At 54.0% G+C, this 19,143-nt stretch carries 17 protein-coding genes, 1 pseudogene and 1 riboswitch; of the genes and pseudogenes, 4 read left to right on the top strand and 14 right to left on the bottom strand.

The genetic code is table 11. The features are described 5' to 3' along the window. The 5 genes and pseudogenes from ACWIZX_RS11825 to ACWIZX_RS11805 all read right to left on the bottom strand — a co-directional run. Positions 1-517: pseudogene (locus tag ACWIZX_RS11825) on the bottom strand (hypothetical protein); the annotation flags it as partial. Positions 518-726: 209 nt separating this feature from the next. Further along, positions 727-1,113 carry a MoaD/ThiS family protein gene (locus ACWIZX_RS11820; protein ID WP_448335914.1) on the bottom strand — a complete coding sequence of 129 codons (387 nt, stop codon included), beginning with the start codon at positions 1,111-1,113 and terminating at the stop codon, positions 727-729. Then, the gene (locus tag ACWIZX_RS11815) at positions 1,114-1,353 is read right to left on the bottom strand and encodes a MoaD/ThiS family protein (RefSeq protein ID WP_448335913.1); all 240 of its coding nucleotides are present in this window, start codon (positions 1,351-1,353) and stop codon (positions 1,114-1,116) included. Beyond that, positions 1,350-2,534 carry a tungsten cofactor oxidoreductase radical SAM maturase gene (locus ACWIZX_RS11810; protein WP_448335912.1) on the bottom strand — a complete coding sequence of 395 codons (1,185 nt, stop codon included), beginning with the start codon at positions 2,532-2,534 and terminating at the stop codon, positions 1,350-1,352. The genes ACWIZX_RS11815 and ACWIZX_RS11810 overlap by 4 nt, the downstream gene beginning before the upstream one ends. 166 nt (positions 2,535-2,700) lie before the next feature. After that, complete coding sequence (locus ACWIZX_RS11805; RefSeq protein WP_448335911.1) at positions 2,701-4,455, bottom strand: aldehyde ferredoxin oxidoreductase family protein; 1,755 nt, start codon at positions 4,453-4,455, stop codon at positions 2,701-2,703. A 182-nt stretch (positions 4,456-4,637) separates the two neighbouring features. Further along, positions 4,638-4,748: riboswitch (molybdenum cofactor riboswitch) on the bottom strand. Between the two features lie 177 nt (positions 4,749-4,925). On the opposite strand from ACWIZX_RS11805, the gene ACWIZX_RS11800 reads away from it, so the two are divergent. Both ACWIZX_RS11800 and ACWIZX_RS11795 read left to right on the top strand, forming a co-directional pair. Then, positions 4,926-5,324 carry an ArsR/SmtB family transcription factor gene (locus ACWIZX_RS11800; protein ID WP_322791354.1) on the top strand — a complete coding sequence of 133 codons (399 nt, stop codon included), beginning with the start codon at positions 4,926-4,928 and terminating at the stop codon, positions 5,322-5,324. Then, positions 5,317-7,512: a heavy metal translocating P-type ATPase gene (locus tag ACWIZX_RS11795; protein WP_322791353.1), complete on the top strand. Its 2,196-nt coding sequence runs from the start codon at positions 5,317-5,319 to the stop codon at positions 7,510-7,512. The genes ACWIZX_RS11800 and ACWIZX_RS11795 overlap by 8 nt, the downstream gene beginning before the upstream one ends. Here the strand turns inward: ACWIZX_RS11795 and ACWIZX_RS11790 are convergent. From ACWIZX_RS11790 to rplS, 5 genes are all read right to left on the bottom strand, one after another. After that, the gene (locus ACWIZX_RS11790; RefSeq protein WP_322791352.1) at positions 7,509-8,237 is read right to left on the bottom strand and encodes an SCO1664 family protein; all 729 of its coding nucleotides are present in this window, start codon (positions 8,235-8,237) and stop codon (positions 7,509-7,511) included. The genes ACWIZX_RS11795 and ACWIZX_RS11790 overlap by 4 nt on opposite strands. Before the next feature lie 45 nt (positions 8,238-8,282). Beyond that, positions 8,283-8,810 (bottom strand): DUF3090 domain-containing protein, encoded by a 528-nt coding sequence (locus ACWIZX_RS11785; protein ID WP_322791351.1) that lies wholly within the window; start codon positions 8,808-8,810, stop codon positions 8,283-8,285. An 89-nt stretch (positions 8,811-8,899) separates the two neighbouring features. Beyond that, a complete protein-coding gene (gene murI, locus ACWIZX_RS11780; protein WP_448335910.1) occupies positions 8,900-9,733 on the bottom strand; it encodes a glutamate racemase in 834 nt (277 codons plus the stop codon). Next, the gene (locus ACWIZX_RS11775) at positions 9,730-10,458 is read right to left on the bottom strand and encodes a gamma-glutamyl-gamma-aminobutyrate hydrolase family protein (protein WP_448335909.1); all 729 of its coding nucleotides are present in this window, start codon (positions 10,456-10,458) and stop codon (positions 9,730-9,732) included. Before ACWIZX_RS11775 ends, murI begins: the two co-directional genes overlap by 4 nt. An 86-nt stretch (positions 10,459-10,544) precedes the next feature. Further along, positions 10,545-10,892 carry a 50S ribosomal protein L19 gene (gene rplS / locus ACWIZX_RS11770; RefSeq protein WP_322791348.1) on the bottom strand — a complete coding sequence of 116 codons (348 nt, stop codon included), beginning with the start codon at positions 10,890-10,892 and terminating at the stop codon, positions 10,545-10,547. 344 nt (positions 10,893-11,236) lie between these two features. Between rplS and rpsU the strand changes: the two genes are divergently transcribed. Continuing rightward, positions 11,237-11,437 (top strand): 30S ribosomal protein S21, encoded by a 201-nt coding sequence (rpsU, locus tag ACWIZX_RS11765; protein WP_061914004.1) that lies wholly within the window; start codon positions 11,237-11,239, stop codon positions 11,435-11,437. 55 nt (positions 11,438-11,492) lie between these two features. Further along, positions 11,493-11,744, top strand: coding sequence for a translation initiation factor IF-1 (gene infA / locus ACWIZX_RS11760; RefSeq protein WP_322791358.1), 252 nt, complete (start codon positions 11,493-11,495; stop codon positions 11,742-11,744). Positions 11,745-11,943: 199 nt separating this feature from the next. Here the strand turns inward: infA and ACWIZX_RS11755 are convergent, their stop codons facing one another. The 4 genes from ACWIZX_RS11755 to ACWIZX_RS11740 form a co-directional block, all read right to left on the bottom strand. Continuing rightward, positions 11,944-13,302, bottom strand: coding sequence for a fasciclin domain-containing protein (locus tag ACWIZX_RS11755; RefSeq protein WP_448335908.1), 1,359 nt, complete (start codon positions 13,300-13,302; stop codon positions 11,944-11,946). Positions 13,303-13,647: 345 nt separating this feature from the next. After that, a complete protein-coding gene (locus tag ACWIZX_RS11750; protein WP_448335907.1) occupies positions 13,648-14,655 on the bottom strand; it encodes a dihydroorotate dehydrogenase-like protein in 1,008 nt (335 codons plus the stop codon). A gap of 68 nt (positions 14,656-14,723) precedes the next feature. Then, the gene (gene nifJ / locus ACWIZX_RS11745) at positions 14,724-18,320 is read right to left on the bottom strand and encodes a pyruvate:ferredoxin (flavodoxin) oxidoreductase (RefSeq protein WP_448335906.1); all 3,597 of its coding nucleotides are present in this window, start codon (positions 18,318-18,320) and stop codon (positions 14,724-14,726) included. Positions 18,321-18,504: 184 nt separating this feature from the next. Next, complete coding sequence (locus ACWIZX_RS11740; RefSeq protein ID WP_448335905.1) at positions 18,505-18,972, bottom strand: NUDIX hydrolase; 468 nt, start codon at positions 18,970-18,972, stop codon at positions 18,505-18,507. Positions 18,973-19,143: the final 171 nt, after the last annotated feature.

The raw sequence follows: 19,143 nt of genomic DNA, 5'->3' as shown, positions 1-19,143 counted from the left end.
TTATTTCTCCGTTTAAGATTGCCTGATACACACCCACAAAGGTGTCGGTGTTCACGCTGGAACCGGCCATGCTTTCCAGACTGTAACCGCCGTAATATACATTTCTTCCAATTTTTGCGTTATTGCCTATGAGCAAAGCAGCGCTGCCGCCGAACACGCTTCCACCGACATTGCCGCGCACCTCCATGTAACGGGCTGCTCCAAAAAGATTGCCGGCCACCTTGCCGCTCTCGGAAAGAATCACATCTGAGCCGAACATGAACAGGTCGCCGTTGATGGTGCCGTTGACGATCACGCGGTTTCCGGCGGCAATAACTGTTCCGTTGACGGTGCCATCCAGAATCACATCTCTGGCAGAGATGAGCAGATCGTCATTGATGGTTTCGTTAGCCGGCAAGCTGCCATCATCATCAATTACAGTTGCCTCTACCGGTCGCACGAAGATGAACATTGAGGTCAGGAACAGTGCCAAGAAGGTTATCAGGCAAGCCCAAAATTTTCTTTGGTTCGTGATCATTTCAATACTCCTTTTTCTAATCTATGGACATCCTACTTACGTTAATATACCCTCTCGGGTTGCAATAATAGCCAGGATTAAACGAACGTTAACATGCGTCGGCTTTTAGCGCGAAACGATTAGAAGCACGTGAAATTTTCAAAATTTAATCAGCCCGCCTGACGGGGTGGGTTGAACCTGCTTGTATCTGATTCTATGCAGTCAAGGGGTTATTCTTTTAGCTGCTCTTTACTATAGGCGTGGTGCAAACCCATCTGGTCGGTTTCGATGATGGCTTTCTGCATTTCTTGAACCATGCTTACGCCATGGCGGTATTGGAACGGCCACATCGAGCGCAGATGGAAGAAGGCTACCCGGTCGCCATCCCGCAAGGGGTGATCTAAATCGGGCTGCAAACCGGGCATGGCGCTCAATTGTCCGTTAATGAAAGTGATACCCCGTTCCTGTGTGTCCATTCCAAGAACATCGAGCAAATCCCGCAGTCGTGCCCCCTCCGGCAAACTGATCTTGCGGTTTGCAAAAATCCGTTCTTGCGGGTTGCCGCCAAAACGGGCCAGTTCGCCATACAACCAGGTATCTACAATGATGGTGTTCAATTAGCCACCTCCCACCGGCGGAAAGATACCCACTTCATCCCCCTCATTCAAATCCGCATCCAGTTCTTGAATGCGGGCATTGACAAAGCACACTTTAACTTCACTTTCCGGGATTTCAAGATGGTTGATTAAATCCCGCAGGGTTGAGCCTGCCGGCAGATCAACCTCAAAAGGTGTGCCGGCCAGGGTGCCGGGATGATAGCGGCTGAAAGTTGCGTAAAGTTTGACCTTGATTTTCATGGGCAGCGAATGATATCCTGAGACCAGAGACAGTCGGCACAGGAGGGATTTAGACCCCAGCAGCCTTCGTTGATCTGACGCAGATCGCAGGTGCTGCGCAGGTCGCAATCCGGACAGGAAGGGAAGTGATAAACGGCCACTTCACTGCGATATTGCATGTATTCTTCTGATACCCAGATTTCGTCCAGCGGGGTCTGGGTGACATTTCCCAGAACATAACGATTGACTTTTTTCTTGACGCCATCCAGTGTATAGTAGGAATAATTGTGAGAAAGAGCATAACAGGGTGATACGCCGCCGTCCCATCCGACCACGGTGGCTCGGTCGTGGATGAAGCGGCAGCGTCTTTCAGCGCCCCAGTGCATCCTTGGCATTTCCATGAAACTCCACAACCACCAGCCCGATCCCAGGTTTGGAAACCCGAAGCCCTTGACCGAATCAACAGGGGCGTAACCATATAGGGTTTGATCCACCATGTCCTCGGTGTAGGCCAGCACGTTGCTGACGATCAGCCGCGCAGCGCCTAAACTGGATGCCAATCGTACCAGTGCAGGGAGCTCGCTGGCGTTGGATTTGAGAATGACGAACTCCACCCCCAACTCGGGCAGGCGGGTGGCATGTTGTTTTTTTAATTCTTTTAAGTAATCCAGATTGGCGATAATCTGTTGAAGATTTGCGCCGCGTAAATCATGAAACGTTTCGGCTTGCGCCCCGTCAATCGAAACCATGATCCGATAAACTCCCAATCTCATCAATTCGCTGACGATTTTGGGATTGAGCAAAATACCATTTGAACCCAACGTCACCCGCAGGCCGCGGCTGGTGAAGGTTTCAATCATTTTCAAAATGTTTGGATGGGTAAGCGGTTCGCCAAAACTGGTAAAAACAACCTCTTCCAATTCAGGCAAATACGGCAGGCGGGCAGCAACAGCATCGAAGATATCCTGTGTCATCAGGGCAATCGGGTCATCCCAGATGTTGCGCATACAAAAGCGGCATTGTAAGTTGCAGCCTGTGGTGACTTCGATATATAACTTACGCAAATTGGGCAGGCGCGGCAGGAGAATGGGTTCGCCTTCCCGTTCGAATAACCAAAACTCCAGCGGAGCGCTCAGGTTGCGCCGCTGTAAAAATTGGGCGGGAAATTTCAAATTACCCTGCTGGTCAAGTTTAATCTTCATGAACAGACTCTACACCTTTCAGCCATGATTAATCTGGAATGTCATTGCGAAACCGACATGGAGTCGACGGGGGTGAATTGAGCGCTTTTTTGCTTCGCCGCCTAAAGCGGTTCGCAATGACATTCCTGTTATCTACCGATAACCAAAAACAGACCCGGTCGGATGTTTAGAGTTCCGCATACACGGAATCGAGGGCTTCCTCCGGCACATCAAAGACCGTGTTGTGTGGGGGCAGCGGGTCGCGGGTCATGAATTCGGGCAGCCGGTCGGCGGCTTTGCTGATGCCGGCGGCTTCGTTGAACTTCCGTTCAACCTTTAGCACCTCCGCTCCGAACTTGAGGACATCATCGGCAGTCCAGTTGGTGCCCAGCACACCGTTAATTTCTTCGATCATACCCTGATAACCACTGGCGATATCCAGAATGGCAAAGGCAATGAACAGGCAGTGCCCGCTGGAATCGATGAAGGCGGTGGTAGCCTGGAAGGCGCGGCTGAGTGCAGCCTTCCCCTCTGGGGTTAAGGGATCCACTTTTCCCATCACGCCCAGAATTTCGGGGGCAATGGTATAACCGGCGGTGTGATCGGCGCCCATCGTGGAAGTGGCGTAAGTGATGCCAATGCCCTTGACCGCGCGCGGTTCGTAAGCCGGGATGGATTGACCTTTGACGACGGGGACATGAGTTACCCCAAATACTTTGCCGGTTGTCTCGGTTCCTGCGCCCAGAATGCGCCCCAGCTGGGTGCCTTTGCCCATTTCGTGGATGAGGTTAATTGCAGCCTTGCTGTCTCCAAACGGGATAACGCCGGCTTCCATGGCAACCCCCAGCGTAGTGCCGGTTTCGATGGTATCCAAGCCGTAGTCATTGCACAGGTGATTCATCAGCGCGACATCATCCAAATTACCGATGCCCAAATTAGCGCCCAGCGACCAGGCCGATTCGTATTCCAGGCAGGAGGTGATTTCGCTGCCATCTTCGGCATAGACGGTGTTGGAGCACTGGATGATGCAGCCAGGGCTGCAGGCATGGTTGAAGATTTCTTTGCCTTTGCGGTCTTTGTTGGTTTCGAAGATGGCCTCACCGGCGATCTTGGGGGCTTCTTCAAAGCGGCCGCTGCTGAAGTTCTTGGTGGGCAGGCCGCCGGCTTCGTTCATGATGTTAATCAGAATTGCGGTGCCGTATGAGTTGAGCCCGCCTTTGGGTTTGGTGATGGCATGCGTGCGCAAAGCCTCAATCATCTTCTTGCGTCCCTCCTCAAAGAGGGCTTTATCGGCAATTTCCACACCCGGGGCACCCTGCCGGTCAAGAACAATGAATTTGACGCCTTTAGAAGCCATCACGGCTCCCAGGCCGCCGCGTCCGGCATAACGCGAAGGCCGTTTGGACTGGTCATTGAACACAACGCCCGAATTGCAATAACCATATTCGGCTGCGGCGCCTACGCTGCAAATAGAGACGCGTTCACCAAATTTTTCATAAAGGGGTGGATAAATCTGAGAAAGCACCTTGCCAGTGTATGGAGTGGCGTCAACGAATTCAACCTTGGGTTTGCCGTCCCAGGTAATGTGCAGCCCCCAGAACCGGTCCTTCTCTTTTGGCTGACCTTCGATAATCAAGCCGCGGATGCGCATCACGGCAAGATCAGCGCCCCAGGCTGCCCCGGCATTGGCTTCCTTGATGCCGCCGGTGAGCGGAGATTTTCCGCCCACCGAAATGCGCGCCGCGGTGGGTGCGCTGGTGCCGGTGACGAAGCCAGCCGAAAAGACCAGTTTGTTGTTTGGCCCAAGCGGGTGGGCAAGTGGTGGAACCTCGTCTGCGACAATGTTCGAGGTCAAGGCGCGCCCGGCCAGGTATTTGTATTTTTCCGGCACTTCGGTGACCTGATAGGTGCGGTCGGTCATATTTACGCGTACAAGATACATCGCTTCCTCCTTTTTTGAAACTGGGTTTTCTTACCTTGAGGTTTGGGTTAGACGATTATCAAACTTGATTCTGGACTTGCCTGCGAAATACGGACCTCCTTTTGGGTTAGGTTGATAGAGCGAATCCTGGATTGATTGAGAGCATGTTCTGGAGCGGTAAAAAGGAGAACAGCCCTCGCTTTGAAACGCGGGTTGTCCTCCTTTGCAAAACGGCAGGCAATGAAAGTTACCCTTCATGCCCTAACGTCCATTTATCCACCCAGGGAATCAATGGATCGGAGGAAAGAAGTGATGGCTCAGAGCAGGATCATCATCTCTTTGTCTTAAAGAATAATGACTTTTGGAAAGAATACAAGTGATAAATGTCACAATTGGATTTTCCCATAAGATGGGGTTGACAAAAGATTTCTGAGAGGTATAATATATGAAAATATGCTCATATATTCATTGAATTGGCGAAAAGTGATCAAATGAACCACTCTTTTAACCCAAAATGTTCGGATAACCACATTCACCGCGAAGCGGTTGAACGTGCCCTCGATTCCATGGTGGACGGCTGGACGGCTACGCGCCTGGCGCAGGTCTTTGCCGCGCTCTCCGATCCCAGCCGGGTACGGTTGATTTCCGCTTTGCTGGCTGGCGAATTGTGTGTTCATGATCTGGCTGCAGCGCTTGGCATGAGCCAGAGTGCGGTCTCGCACCAGTTGCGCCTGCTGCGCAGTTTGAGTCTGGTGCGCTACCGCAAGGAAGGGCGGGTGGTTTATTACTCACTGGATGACGAACATGTTGAGCACCTGTTCCGCATGGGATGGGAACACATCCGCCATCCGGAGAAAAGCATGAAGGAGATTGCATCGAATCATGGCTGAACAACGTTACCGCATTGAAGGGATGGACTGCGCCGATTGCGCATTGAAAATTGAAAAGGGGGTTCGTCAACTCAAGGGAGTGGAACGGGCTGAATTGAATTTCAGTACGGCGTTGTTGACCGTCGAAGGACAAATCAGCCGCCAGGCCGTTCAGCAGCGGGTTGAGCAGCTCGGTTACCGTTTGGTAGAGGATTCGGCTGGCACGGCTTCTGAAAAGACAGTGGAAGCTTTCCTGCCGGGATTGATGCGCTACCTGTTTTCCAGTCGCGAGACTCGCCTTGCCTTGCTGGGCGGGGGACTGATCGCGATTTCATTTTTGTTTTCTGCGGTGAATCTGCCGGGCTGGCTGACTACTACCGTGCAATTGTTTGCGCTGGTTTTGGCCGGTTATCCCATTGCGCGCAGTGCGCTGATGAACTTGTGGATCAACCGCGATTTCAATATGAATTTTTTGATGACCGTTGCGGCAATCGGAGCGGTTGTGATTGGCGAATATCCGGAAGCCGCTTCGCTCATCTTTTTGTTTGCCATCGCAGAAGCGCTGGAGGGCTACAGCAGCGAGCGTGCCCGCCGTTCGATTCAACTCCTCTCCGGGCTTGCCCCGCAAACTGCTTTGCGCCTGACACAAAACGGCGAGGAACGAGTTGCCGTGGATGATTTACAGATTGGTGATCGTGTGATCATCCCTGCCGGTGAGCGTATTCCCACGGATGGTGTGGTGAGCAGCGGTTTTGGGGCGGTCAACCAGGCACCCATCACAGGCGAGAGCCTGCCGGTAGAGAAAGCTCCCGGTGATGAGGTGTTTGCCGGCAGCATCAACGGCAACACGGTGCTGGAAGTGGAAGTGAGCCGGCTGGCAGCCGATAACACCCTCAACCGCATCATCCGGTTGGTAGAAGAAGCTCAGGCTTCCAAAGCGCCTGCCCAGCGCTTTGTGGATCGCTTTGCACGCTATTACACCCCGGCCATGCTGGTGCTGGCGGTGCTGGTAGCCGTAGTTCCACCGCTGGTGTTCGGCCAGCCTTTGCTGAACCTGCCGGACGGCACCCGCGGCTGGCTGTACCGCGGTCTGGCGCTGCTGGTGATTGGCTGCCCGTGTGCGCTGGTCATTTCCACCCCGGTAACGGTAGTCAGTGCCATTGCGGCAGGTGCGCAAAAAGGCATTTTGTTCAAGGGTGGTGCATTTCTGGAAGCCCTCAGCCGGGTTCGCGCGGTAGCTTTCGACAAAACCGGTACGCTCACACGTGGAACACCGGTGGTGACAAATTACCGCTCGGTGGATTGCGCGGACGGCGGAGATTGCGAAAAGTGTCAGGATGTGCTGGCGCTGGCGTGTGCGCTGGAGCGGCGCAGCCGTCATCCGCTGGCGCAGGCGGTGGTTCGCGCGGCGGCTGAGCGCGGATTGGATGGCCGCTATCCGCCGGCCGAGACCGTTCTCACCCTGAACGGGATTGGGCTGCAAGGCAAAATCAACGGGCAGACGGCTACCATTGGCAGCCATCGCCTGTTTGAGGTCGAGCATCCGCATTCGGATGAATTGTGCCGCTGGGTTGAATCGGCCGAGAAACTGGGGCATACCACCATGCTGGTGTGTGATGGGGAACGGGTGCGGGGCTATCTGGCAGTCAGCGATGCCCTGCGTCCGGAAAGTGAGCGGGTGGTGCGGCAATTGAAAGGGTTGGGGGTTGAGCCGGTCATGCTCACCGGCGATAACCCGGCTGCGGCACAGGCGGTTGGCGGACAGGTGGGTGTACAGCAGATTTACGCCGGCTTACTGCCGGAGGACAAAACCCGCCTGGTACAGGAATTACGCTCCCGCCATCTGGCGGTGGCAATGGTTGGAGATGGCATTAATGATACCCCCGCCCTGGCGGCGGCGACGGTTGGAATTGCAATGGGCGGCGCGGCTTCGGCACAGGCGATGGAAACCGCCGATGTGGTGCTGATGTCAGAAGGTTTGAACCGGCTGCCGTTCGCCGTGCGTTTGGCGCGGCTGGCACAGCGCATTATCCATCAAAACATTGCGTTCAGTCTGGTAACCAAAGCCATTTTCATTTTGCTGGCGCTGGCCGGGTGGACAACCATGTGGATGGCTGTTTTGGCCGATATGGGCGTCTCGTTGCTGGTAACTTTCAATGGGATGCGCCCGCTTGCGTTGCGGGATGAAAACGGACAGAAAAAGGGTTAAACCGGCGGCCAGGGGTAGGGGCGGCGGCTGGCTGCCGGATGTGGAAAGCAGCCATTTTCCACCAACCGGCGGGTGCGGCGTTCCAGCGCGCGGATTTCTGCCGGCGAAAGATAGGGTTTTAACTGCTCTACCAGATCGCCGGCCCGTTCGAGTTCATTGAGCAGGCGGGTTAAATCTGCCAGTAAGTCGGGCGGGATTGGTTCACCGGCAAAATCCCAGATGACCGTACGCAGTTTGTCCTCGACATGAAAACAGATGCCGTGGTCAATCAACCAAAGGTGCTGGTTCTCGTCCACGAGAATGTGGCCGCCTTTTCGGTCGGCATTGTTGACGACCAGATCAAACAAGGCTACCGGGCGCAGGCGCTGCTTATCTTCGGGGGTGAAGGAAAAATAATGATATTCAGGGTTGTGTTCAATATAGAACTGTACCGAACCGGGGCCAAGCGGGGCTTTACGGCGGTAAACGGTGGGTGGAACCAGCTGCCAGCCAAGGGCCTGACTGACCAGAAAGGCTGCCACTTCCCTACCTGAAAGGCTGCCAGCCGGAAAGTCCCACAACGGTTGTTCACCGCGCACCGGTTTATACACCGCAGGATATTCTCTGTCAGCCTGGACAATTGAAGCGAGAAAGGTGTAGTTGGAACCATGCACAAATTGACCGCGCAGGGTCATTTTTCCTGTTTGAAGGGTAGTGAGAATCTGCGGGATGTCCTCGACATTCATTTACCAATAATCCCAAAAACCCCTGCAGGCTCAATTCTTGCAGGATTAATGTTTATGACCGTTTTTCTTGGGGCAAAAATGTCCCTCCGGATCCATCGGTTCACCGCATTGCGGACAAATCGGCCGTCCGCGGTTGGCGACTTCAATGCCCCATAAACTCAGCGCCAGCAGCTGTGAGCGGGTGCACCAGAAGCGGGCAACACCGGCATCCTCTTCGCTGATCTGGTCGGACAGCACCTCATGGGCGATCAGGCAGGCCATGTCGCGCTCCGGATCGTAGGCCAGCCCCAGTTCACCCACCCGAAAGAGCGGATCGACTGGCGGCTGAATGTGCATTTCGGCTTCGTTATACTCACCGGAGGCCGGCGGTAATTGCGGATACCGGCTGGCAATTTCGGTGAAGAATTGCTCCACACCGATTGCCAGCGTTTGAATCTGCACTTTTTCCACCAGTAAGGTTACTACCTCGTCATCCTGGCGGGCCTGGATATAAAAAACCCGTTGTCCGGGTTTGCCAATTGCATCCGTGGTGATGTGAGTGACCGGATCAAGTTCAATTTCTGTATGCGCCATGCTGGTGCGCCTCCTGATTAGGTTTGAGTATACCAGAAACCGTAGTCTCCAATGCCTTCTTGTCCAATCTGTTAGAAGGCGGGCATCTTTCAGAGGCTGGGTTCAGGTGCGAGAATGTGGCTATCTTCCCAGCGGGCGGCATGATACCGTCCATGCTCGCCCAACAGAGCACTAACCTGCCGGCGCAGCGTGAGTGGGTCGCCGCTGGTGTAAAAATGTACCTCTCCCGGCTGATCCCCTTCAGCCAGCAGGTTGTGCCGTTCAAGCAGGCGGCGGGTCTGGCGGGCAACCGCCGGGGCGGGGTCAATGACCCGCACACCAGCTCCGCAGATTTCTTCAATCAGTGGAATTACAAAGGGGTAGTGGGTGCAGCCCAGTACGACGGTGTCAATCCCTTCGCGCAGCATGGGGGTAAGCGCAGTTTCAAGAATGTGACGGGCAGAATTGCCGTTCAAGCGGCCGGCTTCAATTTCCTGCACCAGACCGTTACAGGTATCGGACATAATTTTCACGCCGGAGGCAAAGCGCTCGACTACCGAAGCATATAAAGCCCCCTGGAAGGTGGCAGGGGTGGCCAGTACGCCGACCTTGCCGCTGCGGGTGGTTTCGGCAGCCGGTTTCACCGCCGGTTCCATCCCGACAAAGGGAATGTGGGGAAAAACGGCACGCAGGTGGTGCAAAGCGGCAGCCGAAGCGGTGTTGCAGGCTACCACAATCAGACCTGCACCGTGTTGAATCAAAAAATGGGTGATCGCTTCGGAAAAATCCCGCACTTCCTCCAGGGGACGGCTGCCGTAGGGAACGTGCTGCTGATCGGCAAAGTAGATGACCGGCTGAGCCGGGAGAATCTCACGGATGGCACGGTAAACCGAAAGGCCACCCACTCCCGAGTCAAAAATTCCGATGGCGGCTGGGTGATTCATGCCTCATTTTCCCCGGCAGCCTGAATGAAAGAATCAAACAGGGCAAAGTGACGGGGATTCTGGGTCAGCCATTCGGGGTGCCACTGAACGCCCATCAGAAAGCGGTGGCCAAGCAGTTCGACCGCCTCTGCCAGCCCATCCGGTGACCATGCGCTGACGCGCAGTTCCTCGCCGATGCGCGCCAGCCCCTGATGGTGAAGGCTGTTGACTTGAATCTCATCCTCGCCAATGATTTTTTCCAGCCGGGTTCGATCCATGATTTTAACTTTGTGAGCAAGCGTATCGCGCGGATAGCCCGGAAAATAATCATGTTTCAGTGCGCCTTTGAGCTGGTCGGCAATATCGGTGTAAAGGCTGCCGCCCAAAGCGACATTAATCACCTGTGCTCCGCGGCAGATACCCAACAGGGGTTTCTGGTCGCGGGCAGCCATGCGAACCAGTTCAATTTCCATCTCATCGCGGGCGGGATCCACGTCATAAACCCGCGGGTGAGGTTCACCGTTGAAGAGCGCCGGGTCAAGATCACCGCCGCCGACCAGCAAAATCCCGTCCAGACGCTGGAACAATTCTCGCAATTGGGTCAGACTCAGCCCGACAGGGATTAGGAGGGGAATACCGCCGGCCTTTAGAATGGCGCGGGCGTAGGCTTCCTTTGCACCCACGCTGACGATGGGGTCATGGATAATTAATCGTTCGGTGGAGAGGCCAATCAGGGGAGTTTTCATGGGCAAATGACTCATGGATATTTTACTCAAAAAGGGCGCAGCCAGCGTTTGACTGCGCCCTCCGGTTTGGAATGCGGTAGAGAGGACTAGTTAAACTTTTGTTTGAGGCGTGCGCTCTTGCCGGTGCGGTCGCGCAGGAAGTACAGGCGTGAACGACGCACACGGCTGTGGCGTTCAACCACCACACGGTCAATGCGCGGGGAGCGGAACAGGAAAGTGCGTTCCACACCAATACCGTTGCTGGCAATTCGCCGCACCGTGAAGGTGGAGTTGTTACCGTTATTGTGGATATACAGAACGGTGCCCTTGAACTCCTGAATACGTTCGCGGTTGCCCTCTTTGATTTTGACGTGCACAGAAACGGTATCCCCGGTTTTCAATTCCGGAATGTTGGGATTGACCGCTGCCTCTACGGATTTCAAAATATCTTCCATGGTGCAATTCCTTCCAATGAATTCTTACCCTGCGTCTTTGACGCGAGGGCAGATTATACCATGAAGTTTTCAGGCGGGCAATGATTTTTAGAACCATCCTGAAAATCAAGTTGATTTGACAATTTCTTAAAGGATGGTTATAATTAGGGTCGTGAGCGGTTAAGAACCGCCTGAACATTCGATTTAAGAGATTGAGTGGTTTTAATTTTTAGTTGGAGGTTGTATCGCCGAATGCTCCCGAGAATAAAATCCCGACAGGTGCTTATTCCTTCGGCTGCGTAGGCGAATTGCAGCCGAAGTTTTTTTGTGTGTTCCATCCCTGAACCAGAAGGGAGGTGAGAAAAATGACAGTTGTTACGCTCAGACAAAATGAATCACAGGACCAGCTGCTCAAGCGGTTTCGCAAGAAGGTTGTCAAGAGCGGTGTGCTCAGCACAGTGCGCCGCAAGCGTTGGTTCATTTCCAAAAGCGAACTGCGCCGGGTGGAGAAGAAAAAGGCCATTCGCCGCATCAAGCGCCGCCAGTTTTCACGTTCGGCTGAGTAGTTTCAGGTTTTCGATTCCGGTTGGGCGAGCATCGTCGTCCGGTGTGGAGGGAATGATGGCAAAAGAAGAAGACAAGATTCAGGTCGAAGGCACCATTGTGGAAGCGCTGCCCGGAACGCAATTTCGCGTGCGGCTCGACAATGGACATGAAGTGCTTGCCTATCTTTCCGGTAGAATGCGCAAGTACTATATTCGCATTTTGTTGGGGGACCGGGTGCGGGTTGAAATGTCGCCTTATGACCTGACCCGCGGCAGGATTGTCTACCGCCAGCGCCGGGTCGGCGAATCGATGGCTATGGAAGAGTAAACCACCGCTCAACCCTATCAGGAATCATCTGCCTGTTCGTTTATTAAACGCCCTTTCTCGCGAAGGGCGTTTTTTCTATACTATACATATCCCAAAAAAAATACGAAATCCTGCGGTTTTGTGTTCCGCAGGATTTCGCCTACCGATAATCTATCCTCTTGCCACCAAGGGGGATTGCAGGAGAGGATATTCGATTGAATTACTGAGGCAGGATGACGGTGTCAATCACATGAATGACGCCATTGGTGGTTTTGATGTCGGTGACAATCACCTGGGCATTGTTGATGAAGACCTTGCCATCCTCAACCTTGATGGTGACTTTTTGACCCAGAGCAGTTTCTGCCTCAGTGAGTTTGACCACGTCCTCAGCCAGCACACGACCGGGCACCACGTGGTAGAGCAGAATATTGGTCAAAGTCTGCTTGTTTTCAGGCTTGAGCAGGTTTTCCAGTGTGCCAGCCGGCAGTTTTGCAAAGGCCTCGTCGGTGGGGGCAAATACGGTGAACGGACCTTCACCCTTCAGGGTTTCCACCAGATCGGCAGCCTGTACCGCGGCAACCAGCGTTTCGAACTTGTTGAACACCGCTGCATCCACAATGTCCTTGGGCAGGATGACGGTATCAATCACATGGATGACGCCATTAGAAGCTTCAATATCGGTAATGATGATCTGAGCTTCATTGATATAGGCCTTGCCCATGTCCACTTTGAAGAACACCGAAGTGCCCAAGGCGGTATCGGCAATCAAGCCATCGCTGACGCTGGCCGCCATGACTTTGCCGGGCAGCACGTGGTAGAGCAGGATGTCGGTCAACTGCTGCTTGTTTTCAGGTTTGAGCAGTGCTTCAATTGTTCCGGCAGGCAGTTTGGCGAATGCCTCATCAGTGGGAGCAAAGACGGTGAAGGGGCCTTCACTCTTCAGCGTATCCACCAGGCCGGCAGCCTGAACTGCAGCAACCAGCGTGGTAAAGCGACCGTCTGCTACAGCAATATCTACGATGTCCTTAGGCGCTTCGGCAGTCATGCTGGGCGGCAGGATGACGGTATCAATCACATGGATGACACCGTTGGAGGCTTCAATGTCGGTAATGATGACCTGGGCATCGTTGACGAAGACCTTGCCATCCTCAACTTTAATGGTGACCTTCTCGCCAAGGGCGGTTTCGGCCTCGCTCAGGTTGACAACATCAGCAGCCATGACCTTACCGGCAACGACGTGGTAGAGCAGGATGTCGGTCAACTGCTGCTTGTTTTCGGGCTTAAGCAGCTCTTCAAGTGTGCCTGCCGGCAACTTGGCAAAGGCATCATCGGTGGGGGCAAAAACGGTAAAGGGACCTTCACCGGCGAGCGTATCCACCAGACCGGCAGCCTGAACCGCAGCAACCAGGGTGGTAAAGCGACCATCCGCAACGGCAATATCCACAATCGTCTGCGGGGCAGGCGTGTTGGTGGGCATCGGCATTGGGGTCGGCATTGCGGTTGGCGTTGGTGTGGCGGCAGGCGCACAGGCAGCCAGAGCCATTACAGCAACCAGAGCAAACAACATCAAGCGTTTCATTTTTTCTCCTCACATTTCAAAAATTTGGATTTTGTTGATGTCCACAGTATAAAGTTTTGTATAAGTTTGGTCAAACGATATATCCTTTTTGTATAATGTTTGTGCAAAGTATTAAAAAATTCTTAATTACCCTTCGGGAAGGAAAATTAGCGGGCTTGCCTGTGGATGAGCCTTTTGGATAAAAACTACTATTCTTGCTGATCTGAATTGACCATTACGAATCACAATGAAAAACGTCGGAATTAAAAATTACGGTGCAGCGTTTTTTTTCGCTGCACCGGGGTTGTGGTTGATTACTGGTCTGGGGAGTAACTTTATCGTGAGGAAGGTCCCTACAGGTTTCCTTTACCAGAGAATGCGGTTGTCGAAACTTTGGAGTGCTTTCATGTAGTTGGCGCGCTCAAAAGCAGCGGGTTCGGCGACCGCCTTGTGGCTCATGCTGCCGATCATCTGCTGGACAGAGGTGTACTCAAATTCATCCAGCCAGTTGTTCAAATCGGAAAGGATTTCGGTGGCGCGTCCGATGCCCTTTGCCAGCAATTCGGAAGTTGTCATTGCCACATTTGCCCCGGCCATCAGGGCTTTGACCACATCTGTGGCGCTGTGAACTCCACTGGAGAGGGCCAGATCGGCTTTGATGCGCCCGTAAAGAATTGCCACCCAGCGCAGCGGCAGGCGCAATTCATCGGAGGTGCTCAGCACCAGATTGGGCACCACTTCCAGCGATTCAATATCCAGATCAGGCTGGTAGAAGCGGTTGAACAGCACTAAACCGTTCGCACCTGCCTCGGCCAGTTGAGCAGCCATGTTGGGCAGCGCGGAAAAGTACGGGCTGAGTTTAACCGCCAGCGGGATGCTGATCTGGCTGCGCACATCGCGCACCAGTTGAACGTAGGTCTGTTCCAGTTCCTGACCGGTCAGTTTGGGGTCGGTTGGCACATAATAGATGTTGAGTTCAAGGGCGTCCGCACCGGCTTCTTCAATCCGTTTGGCGTAATTAATCCAGCCGCCGGTCGAAATACCGTTCAGACTGCCAATTACCGGAATACGAACGGCTTTTTTGATGCGGTAAATCAGTTCCAGATAACTCTCCGGCCCGACATTGTAGCGTTCCAAATCGGGGAAGTAGGTTAACGCTTCGGCAAACGATTCGCTGCCGCGCGTCAGGTAATGATCGAGCGCCTGACTTTCATGCACAATTTGCTCTTCAAAGAGCGAGTACATCACAACCGCGCTGATCCCGGCTTCTTCCAGTCGCTGCACCCCTTCAACTTTTTTAGAAAGCGGTGAAGCCGAAGCGACCAGAGGATTTTTGAGTTTTAAACCCAGATAAGTGGTGGTCAGATCTGCCATATTCATTTCTCCTCGTCATATTTTAAGCCAGCGTGCGGAAAGAACCATCCGCACGTTGTTGGGTTGTTTTACTCACTCTTGCCGGCGGCAGGCTCTTCGCCATGCCCATTGTACTGAATGGCAGCCATTTGCTGGTAGAGTTTCCAGCGTCGAATGGCGTCTTCACGTGCCTGTTTCATCAGGGCTTCGGCGCGGGCCTCATCGCTTTGCAGCAACATGCGGTAGCGTGTTTCATTGTAGGCGTAATCTTCCACCTTCACCGAAGGATCACGGGAATCCAGCTGCAAGGGATTCTTGCCTTCTTCTGCCAGCATGGGGTTGTAGCGGAAGACCGGCCAGACACCAGATTGAACCGCCAGTTTTTGCTGATCCAGTCCCTTGCGCATATCAATGCCGTGGGCAATGCAGTGGCTGTAAGCAATGATCAGCGACGGTCCTTCGTAGGCATCCGCTTCCAGGAAGGCTTTGAGCGTTTGGGCGTCATTGTAACCCATTGCCACGCGGGCAACATAGACATAGCCGTAAGCCATGGCGATCATGCCAAGGTCTTTCTTGGGCAGGTTCTTACCGTTGGCGGCAAATTTGGCAACCGCGGCGCGAGGTGTGGCTTTGGAGGATTGTCCACCGGTGTTGGAGTACACCTCGGTGTCCAGCACCAGAATGTTGACATCCCGCCCGGAAGCAAGAACGTGATCCAGACCGCCGTAGCCGATATCGTATGCCCAACCGTCACCGCCGATAATCCACACGCTCTTGCGCACCAGAAAGTCTGCCAGATCCAGCAGCATGGCAGCGCGCGGGTCTTTGAGCGATTGAAGTACCTGCTTCAACTGGGCAACCCGTTCACGTTGGGCTTTAATGCCCGCTTCACTGGTCTGGTCGGCGGTCAGGATTGCATCCACCAGCACCTGCCCGAGTTGAGGAGCCAGCGCCAGCAGCAATTCGCGGGCAAACTCGCTCTGTTTATCAATCGTCAGGCGCATACCCAGACCAAATTCGGCGTTATCCTCGAACAGGCTGTTCGACCATGCCGGACCGCGGCCTTCGCGGTTGACCGCCCAAGGTGTGGTGGGCAGATTGCCGCCGTAAATCGAGGAGCAGCCGGTAGCGTTGGCAATCACGATACGGTCGCCAAACAATTGTGAAACCAGTTTGACATACGGCGTTTCGCCGCAACCGGCACAGGCGCCGGAAAACTCAAACAGCGGTTCGAGCAGCTGCGAGTTTTTGACAGTTCCCACGCTGATTGCGGTGCGGTCCACCTCCGGCAAGGAGAGGAAGAACTCCCAGTTGACCCGTTCGCTTTCGCGCAGCGGCGGTTGAGGCGCCATGTTGATGGCTTTCAGACCAACCTGAGATTTGTTCTTGGCGGGGCAGGCTTCCACGCACAGCGCGCAACCGGTGCAGTCCTCCGGTGCTACCTGAATGGTGAATACCATGCCCGGAAATTCTTTGAATTTGGCGGGAGTCGATTTGAAAGTTTCCGGCGCATTTTCCAGATACCTGGGGTCATAAACTTTCTGGCGGATAACCGCATGCGGACACACCAATGCGCACTTACCGCACTGGATACACACATCCGGATCCCAGACCGGAATTTCCAGGGCGATGTTGCGTTTTTCCCAGCGGGCGGTTGCAGTGGGGAAGGTGCCGTCCACCGGCAGTTTGCTGACCGGCAAAGTATCGCCCTCAAAAATCATCATGGGCGCCAGCGTTTCGCGCACAAAGGCGGGAGCTTCGTCGGCAACTGCTTTGCGGCGGCTGAAGGTGCTGGTAACCCGTCCCGGCACTTTGACTTCAAACAGGTTGTCGAGGGTGTGATCCACCGCTTCAAAATTGCGCCTGACCACGGCTTCGCCGCGTTTGCCGTAAGTTTTCTCAATGCTCTTTTTGATTTGGGCGATGGCCTCATCGCGCGGCAATACGCCGCTGATGGCGAAGAAGCAGGTCTGCATGATGGTGTTGATGCGCCCGCCCATGCCGGTCTTTTGGGCGACCTCATAGGCATCAATGACGTAGAATTTCAGGTTTTTCTCGATGATGGTCTGCTGAACTTCGCGCGGCAGGTGTTCCCAAACCTGATCGGGTGGGTAGATGCTGTTGAGCAGGAAAACTGCACCGGGTGCAGCGTATTTCAATACATCCAGCCGTTCGAGGAAGGTGAACTGGTGGCAGGCAACAAAGTTGGCCTGACCGGGTTGAATCAGGTACGGCGCGCGAATCGGGCGGGGGCCAAAACGCAGGTGTGAAATGGTTACCGAGCCGGACTTTTTGGAGTCGTACACAAAATAGCCCTGGGCGTAATTGTCGGTTTCTTCACCGATGATTTTGATCGAGTTTTTATTAGCTCCAACGGTACCATCTGCGCCCAGACCGAAGAAGACACACCGCACGGTTTGGGGATGTTCGATAGAGAAGGAGGCATCATAATCTAAACTGGTGTGGCTGACATCGTCCACGATGCCCACCGTGAAATGATTGCGCGGATTTTCGCTTTTCAGTTCGTCAAAGACGGCTTTGACCATTCCCGGTGTAAATTCCTTGGAAGATAGACCATACCGCCCGGCTACCATGACCGGCACTTGCTGGAAGGGAGCTTTACCGGTGCGCACCGCTTCAGTAACGGCGGTTACCACATCTTCATGGAGCGGTTCACCGGCAGCTCCGGGTTCTTTGGTGCGGTCTAAAACGGCGATCTTTTGCACACTGGCCGGCAGAGCTTTCATCAGCCCTTCCAGAGAGAACGGCCGGTAAAGTCGCACGGTAACCACCCCAACCTTTTCACCCTGCTGTTGCAGGTAGAGCGCGGTTTCTTCAGCGGTTTCGGCTCCGGAGCCCATCAGGATGATCACCCGTTCGGCATCCGGCGCACCGGCGTAATCAAATAGATGATAGGCGCGTCCGGTCAATTTGGCGAATTGATCCATCGTTTCCTGGACAATCGCCGGGCAGGCATTATAGAAGGGGTTAATGGCTTCGCGCGCCTGGAAGAATACATCCGGATTCATGGCTGTGCCGCGCAGGACGGGATGTTCCGGGCTGAGGGCACGGGCGCGGTGCTGACTGACGGCTTCCATGTCAATCATGGCCCGCATGTCGTCTTCGCTCAGGTATTCAATCTTGTTGACTTCGTGCGAAGTACGGAAACCATCGAAGAAGTGCAGGAAAGGAATGCGTGAGCGCAGCGAAGCCGCTTGAGCAATCAATGCCATGTCGTGGGCTTCCTGCGGCGAGCGGGAGGCCAGCAGCGCCCAGCCGGTCTGGCGGGTGGCCATCACATCCGAGTGATCGCCGAAAATGGAAAGGGCGTGGGTAGCCACCGTGCGGGCTGAAACATGAAAGACGGCCGGGGTCAATTCGCCGGCAATCTTGTACATGTTGGGGATCATCAGCAGCAAGCCCTGCGAGGCGGTGAAGGTGGTGGTCAGTGAACCGGTTTGCAAAGCGCCGTGCACGGCTCCGGCAGCGCCGCCTTCGGATTGCATTTCCACGACCAGCGGTACGGTTCCCCAGATGTTGGGGATTTTGGCGGCTGCCCAGGCATCGGACAGTTCACCCATCCCTGAAGAAGGGGTAATGGGATAAATGGCGATGACTTCATTCAGCCGATAGGCTACATAAGCAACAGCCTCATTGGCATCTACGGTTATCTTTTGTCGTGTCATTTCGTTAAACTCCACTTTGAGATGATAGAAATCCCAAAAACAGCCTGCTTTCTGCTGTGAAAGTCAGGCTGTTTTAATGTTCGGCCGGCTTGGGTGTCCAGACATTCATCTATGAGAGTGTATCTTTTCTTGGACAAATGGGTAAGTTATATTGGTCATTGAAATCATATGTTTCCTGTCATATTTACAAATCACCCTTGAGTCGTTTCTGCGCCAGCATCAGGGCTGCCAGGCTTTTGGCATCCCGCAGCTCTCCATTTTGAGCCATTTCCAGTGCCTCTGCAGCCGGAATGGCAACCAGCTGGAGAAATTCATCGGCATCCTGTTCCAGGGGTGACGGGTAAAGCCCGCTGGCAAGAAAGATGTACATGTGTTCGCTGGAATAGCCGGGAGCCAGATAAAAGTCACCCAGCAGTTCCAGGTTTGAGGCGGCCATGCCGGTTTCCTCGCGGATTTCACGAGCAGCGCAGGTCTGTGGGTCTTCAGCATCGTTCAGTACACCGGCTGGCAGTTCCAGCAATTCTTTCCCAACTCCGATGCGGTACTGCCTGACAAAGAGCAGGTTGCCGTTCGAATCCAGCGGTACAATCGTCACCGAGCCGCTGTGTTGAACAAGATCATAGGGGCGGACGGTGCCGTCAGGTAATCTCATTTGGACCTTTTCAACGCCGAATGCGCGTCCCTGGTAAATCGTTTCACGTTGAAGAATGGAAAAATTCATCCTGCACCTTTTTTCAGCGAGTAATTAACGTCAATTCGGGATAAATCATTTTTACATCAACTTTCGAATTTTCGTCCCCCTCCCGCCTCCCCCAAAATCGCA

It is taken from the genome of Bellilinea sp., assembly GCF_053501535.1.
Note: the sequence above shows the minus strand (reverse complement) of the source record. Positions and strands in the feature narration are given on the sequence as shown.

Excerpts from the sequence above, each read along its gene's own strand:
- nifJ (WP_448335906.1), bottom strand. The coding sequence starts at position 18,320 with ATGACACGACAAAAGATAACCGTAGATGCCAATGAGGCTGTTGCTTAT.
- rpsU (WP_061914004.1), top strand. The coding sequence starts at position 11,237 with ATGACAGTTGTTACGCTCAGACAAAATGAATCACAGGACCAGCTGCTC.
- ACWIZX_RS11740 (WP_448335905.1), bottom strand. The coding sequence starts at position 18,972 with ATGAGATTACCTGACGGCACCGTCCGCCCCTATGATCTTGTTCAACAC.
- ACWIZX_RS11790 (WP_322791352.1), bottom strand. The coding sequence starts at position 8,237 with ATGAATGTCGAGGACATCCCGCAGATTCTCACTACCCTTCAAACAGGA.
- murI (WP_448335910.1), bottom strand. The coding sequence starts at position 9,733 with ATGAATCACCCAGCCGCCATCGGAATTTTTGACTCGGGAGTGGGTGGC.
- ACWIZX_RS11800 (WP_322791354.1), top strand. The coding sequence starts at position 4,926 with ATGAACCACTCTTTTAACCCAAAATGTTCGGATAACCACATTCACCGC.
- ACWIZX_RS11805 (WP_448335911.1), bottom strand. The coding sequence starts at position 4,455 with ATGTATCTTGTACGCGTAAATATGACCGACCGCACCTATCAGGTCACC.
- ACWIZX_RS11795 (WP_322791353.1), top strand. The coding sequence starts at position 5,317 with ATGGCTGAACAACGTTACCGCATTGAAGGGATGGACTGCGCCGATTGC.
- ACWIZX_RS11810 (WP_448335912.1), bottom strand. The coding sequence starts at position 2,534 with ATGAAGATTAAACTTGACCAGCAGGGTAATTTGAAATTTCCCGCCCAA.
- ACWIZX_RS11755 (WP_448335908.1), bottom strand. The coding sequence starts at position 13,302 with ATGAAACGCTTGATGTTGTTTGCTCTGGTTGCTGTAATGGCTCTGGCT.
- ACWIZX_RS11815 (WP_448335913.1), bottom strand. The coding sequence starts at position 1,353 with ATGAAAATCAAGGTCAAACTTTACGCAACTTTCAGCCGCTATCATCCC.
- rplS (WP_322791348.1), bottom strand. The coding sequence starts at position 10,892 with ATGGAAGATATTTTGAAATCCGTAGAGGCAGCGGTCAATCCCAACATT.
- ACWIZX_RS11775 (WP_448335909.1), bottom strand. The coding sequence starts at position 10,458 with ATGAAAACTCCCCTGATTGGCCTCTCCACCGAACGATTAATTATCCAT.
- ACWIZX_RS11750 (WP_448335907.1), bottom strand. The coding sequence starts at position 14,655 with ATGGCAGATCTGACCACCACTTATCTGGGTTTAAAACTCAAAAATCCT.
- ACWIZX_RS11785 (WP_322791351.1), bottom strand. The coding sequence starts at position 8,810 with ATGGCGCATACAGAAATTGAACTTGATCCGGTCACTCACATCACCACG.
- infA (WP_322791358.1), top strand. The coding sequence starts at position 11,493 with ATGGCAAAAGAAGAAGACAAGATTCAGGTCGAAGGCACCATTGTGGAA.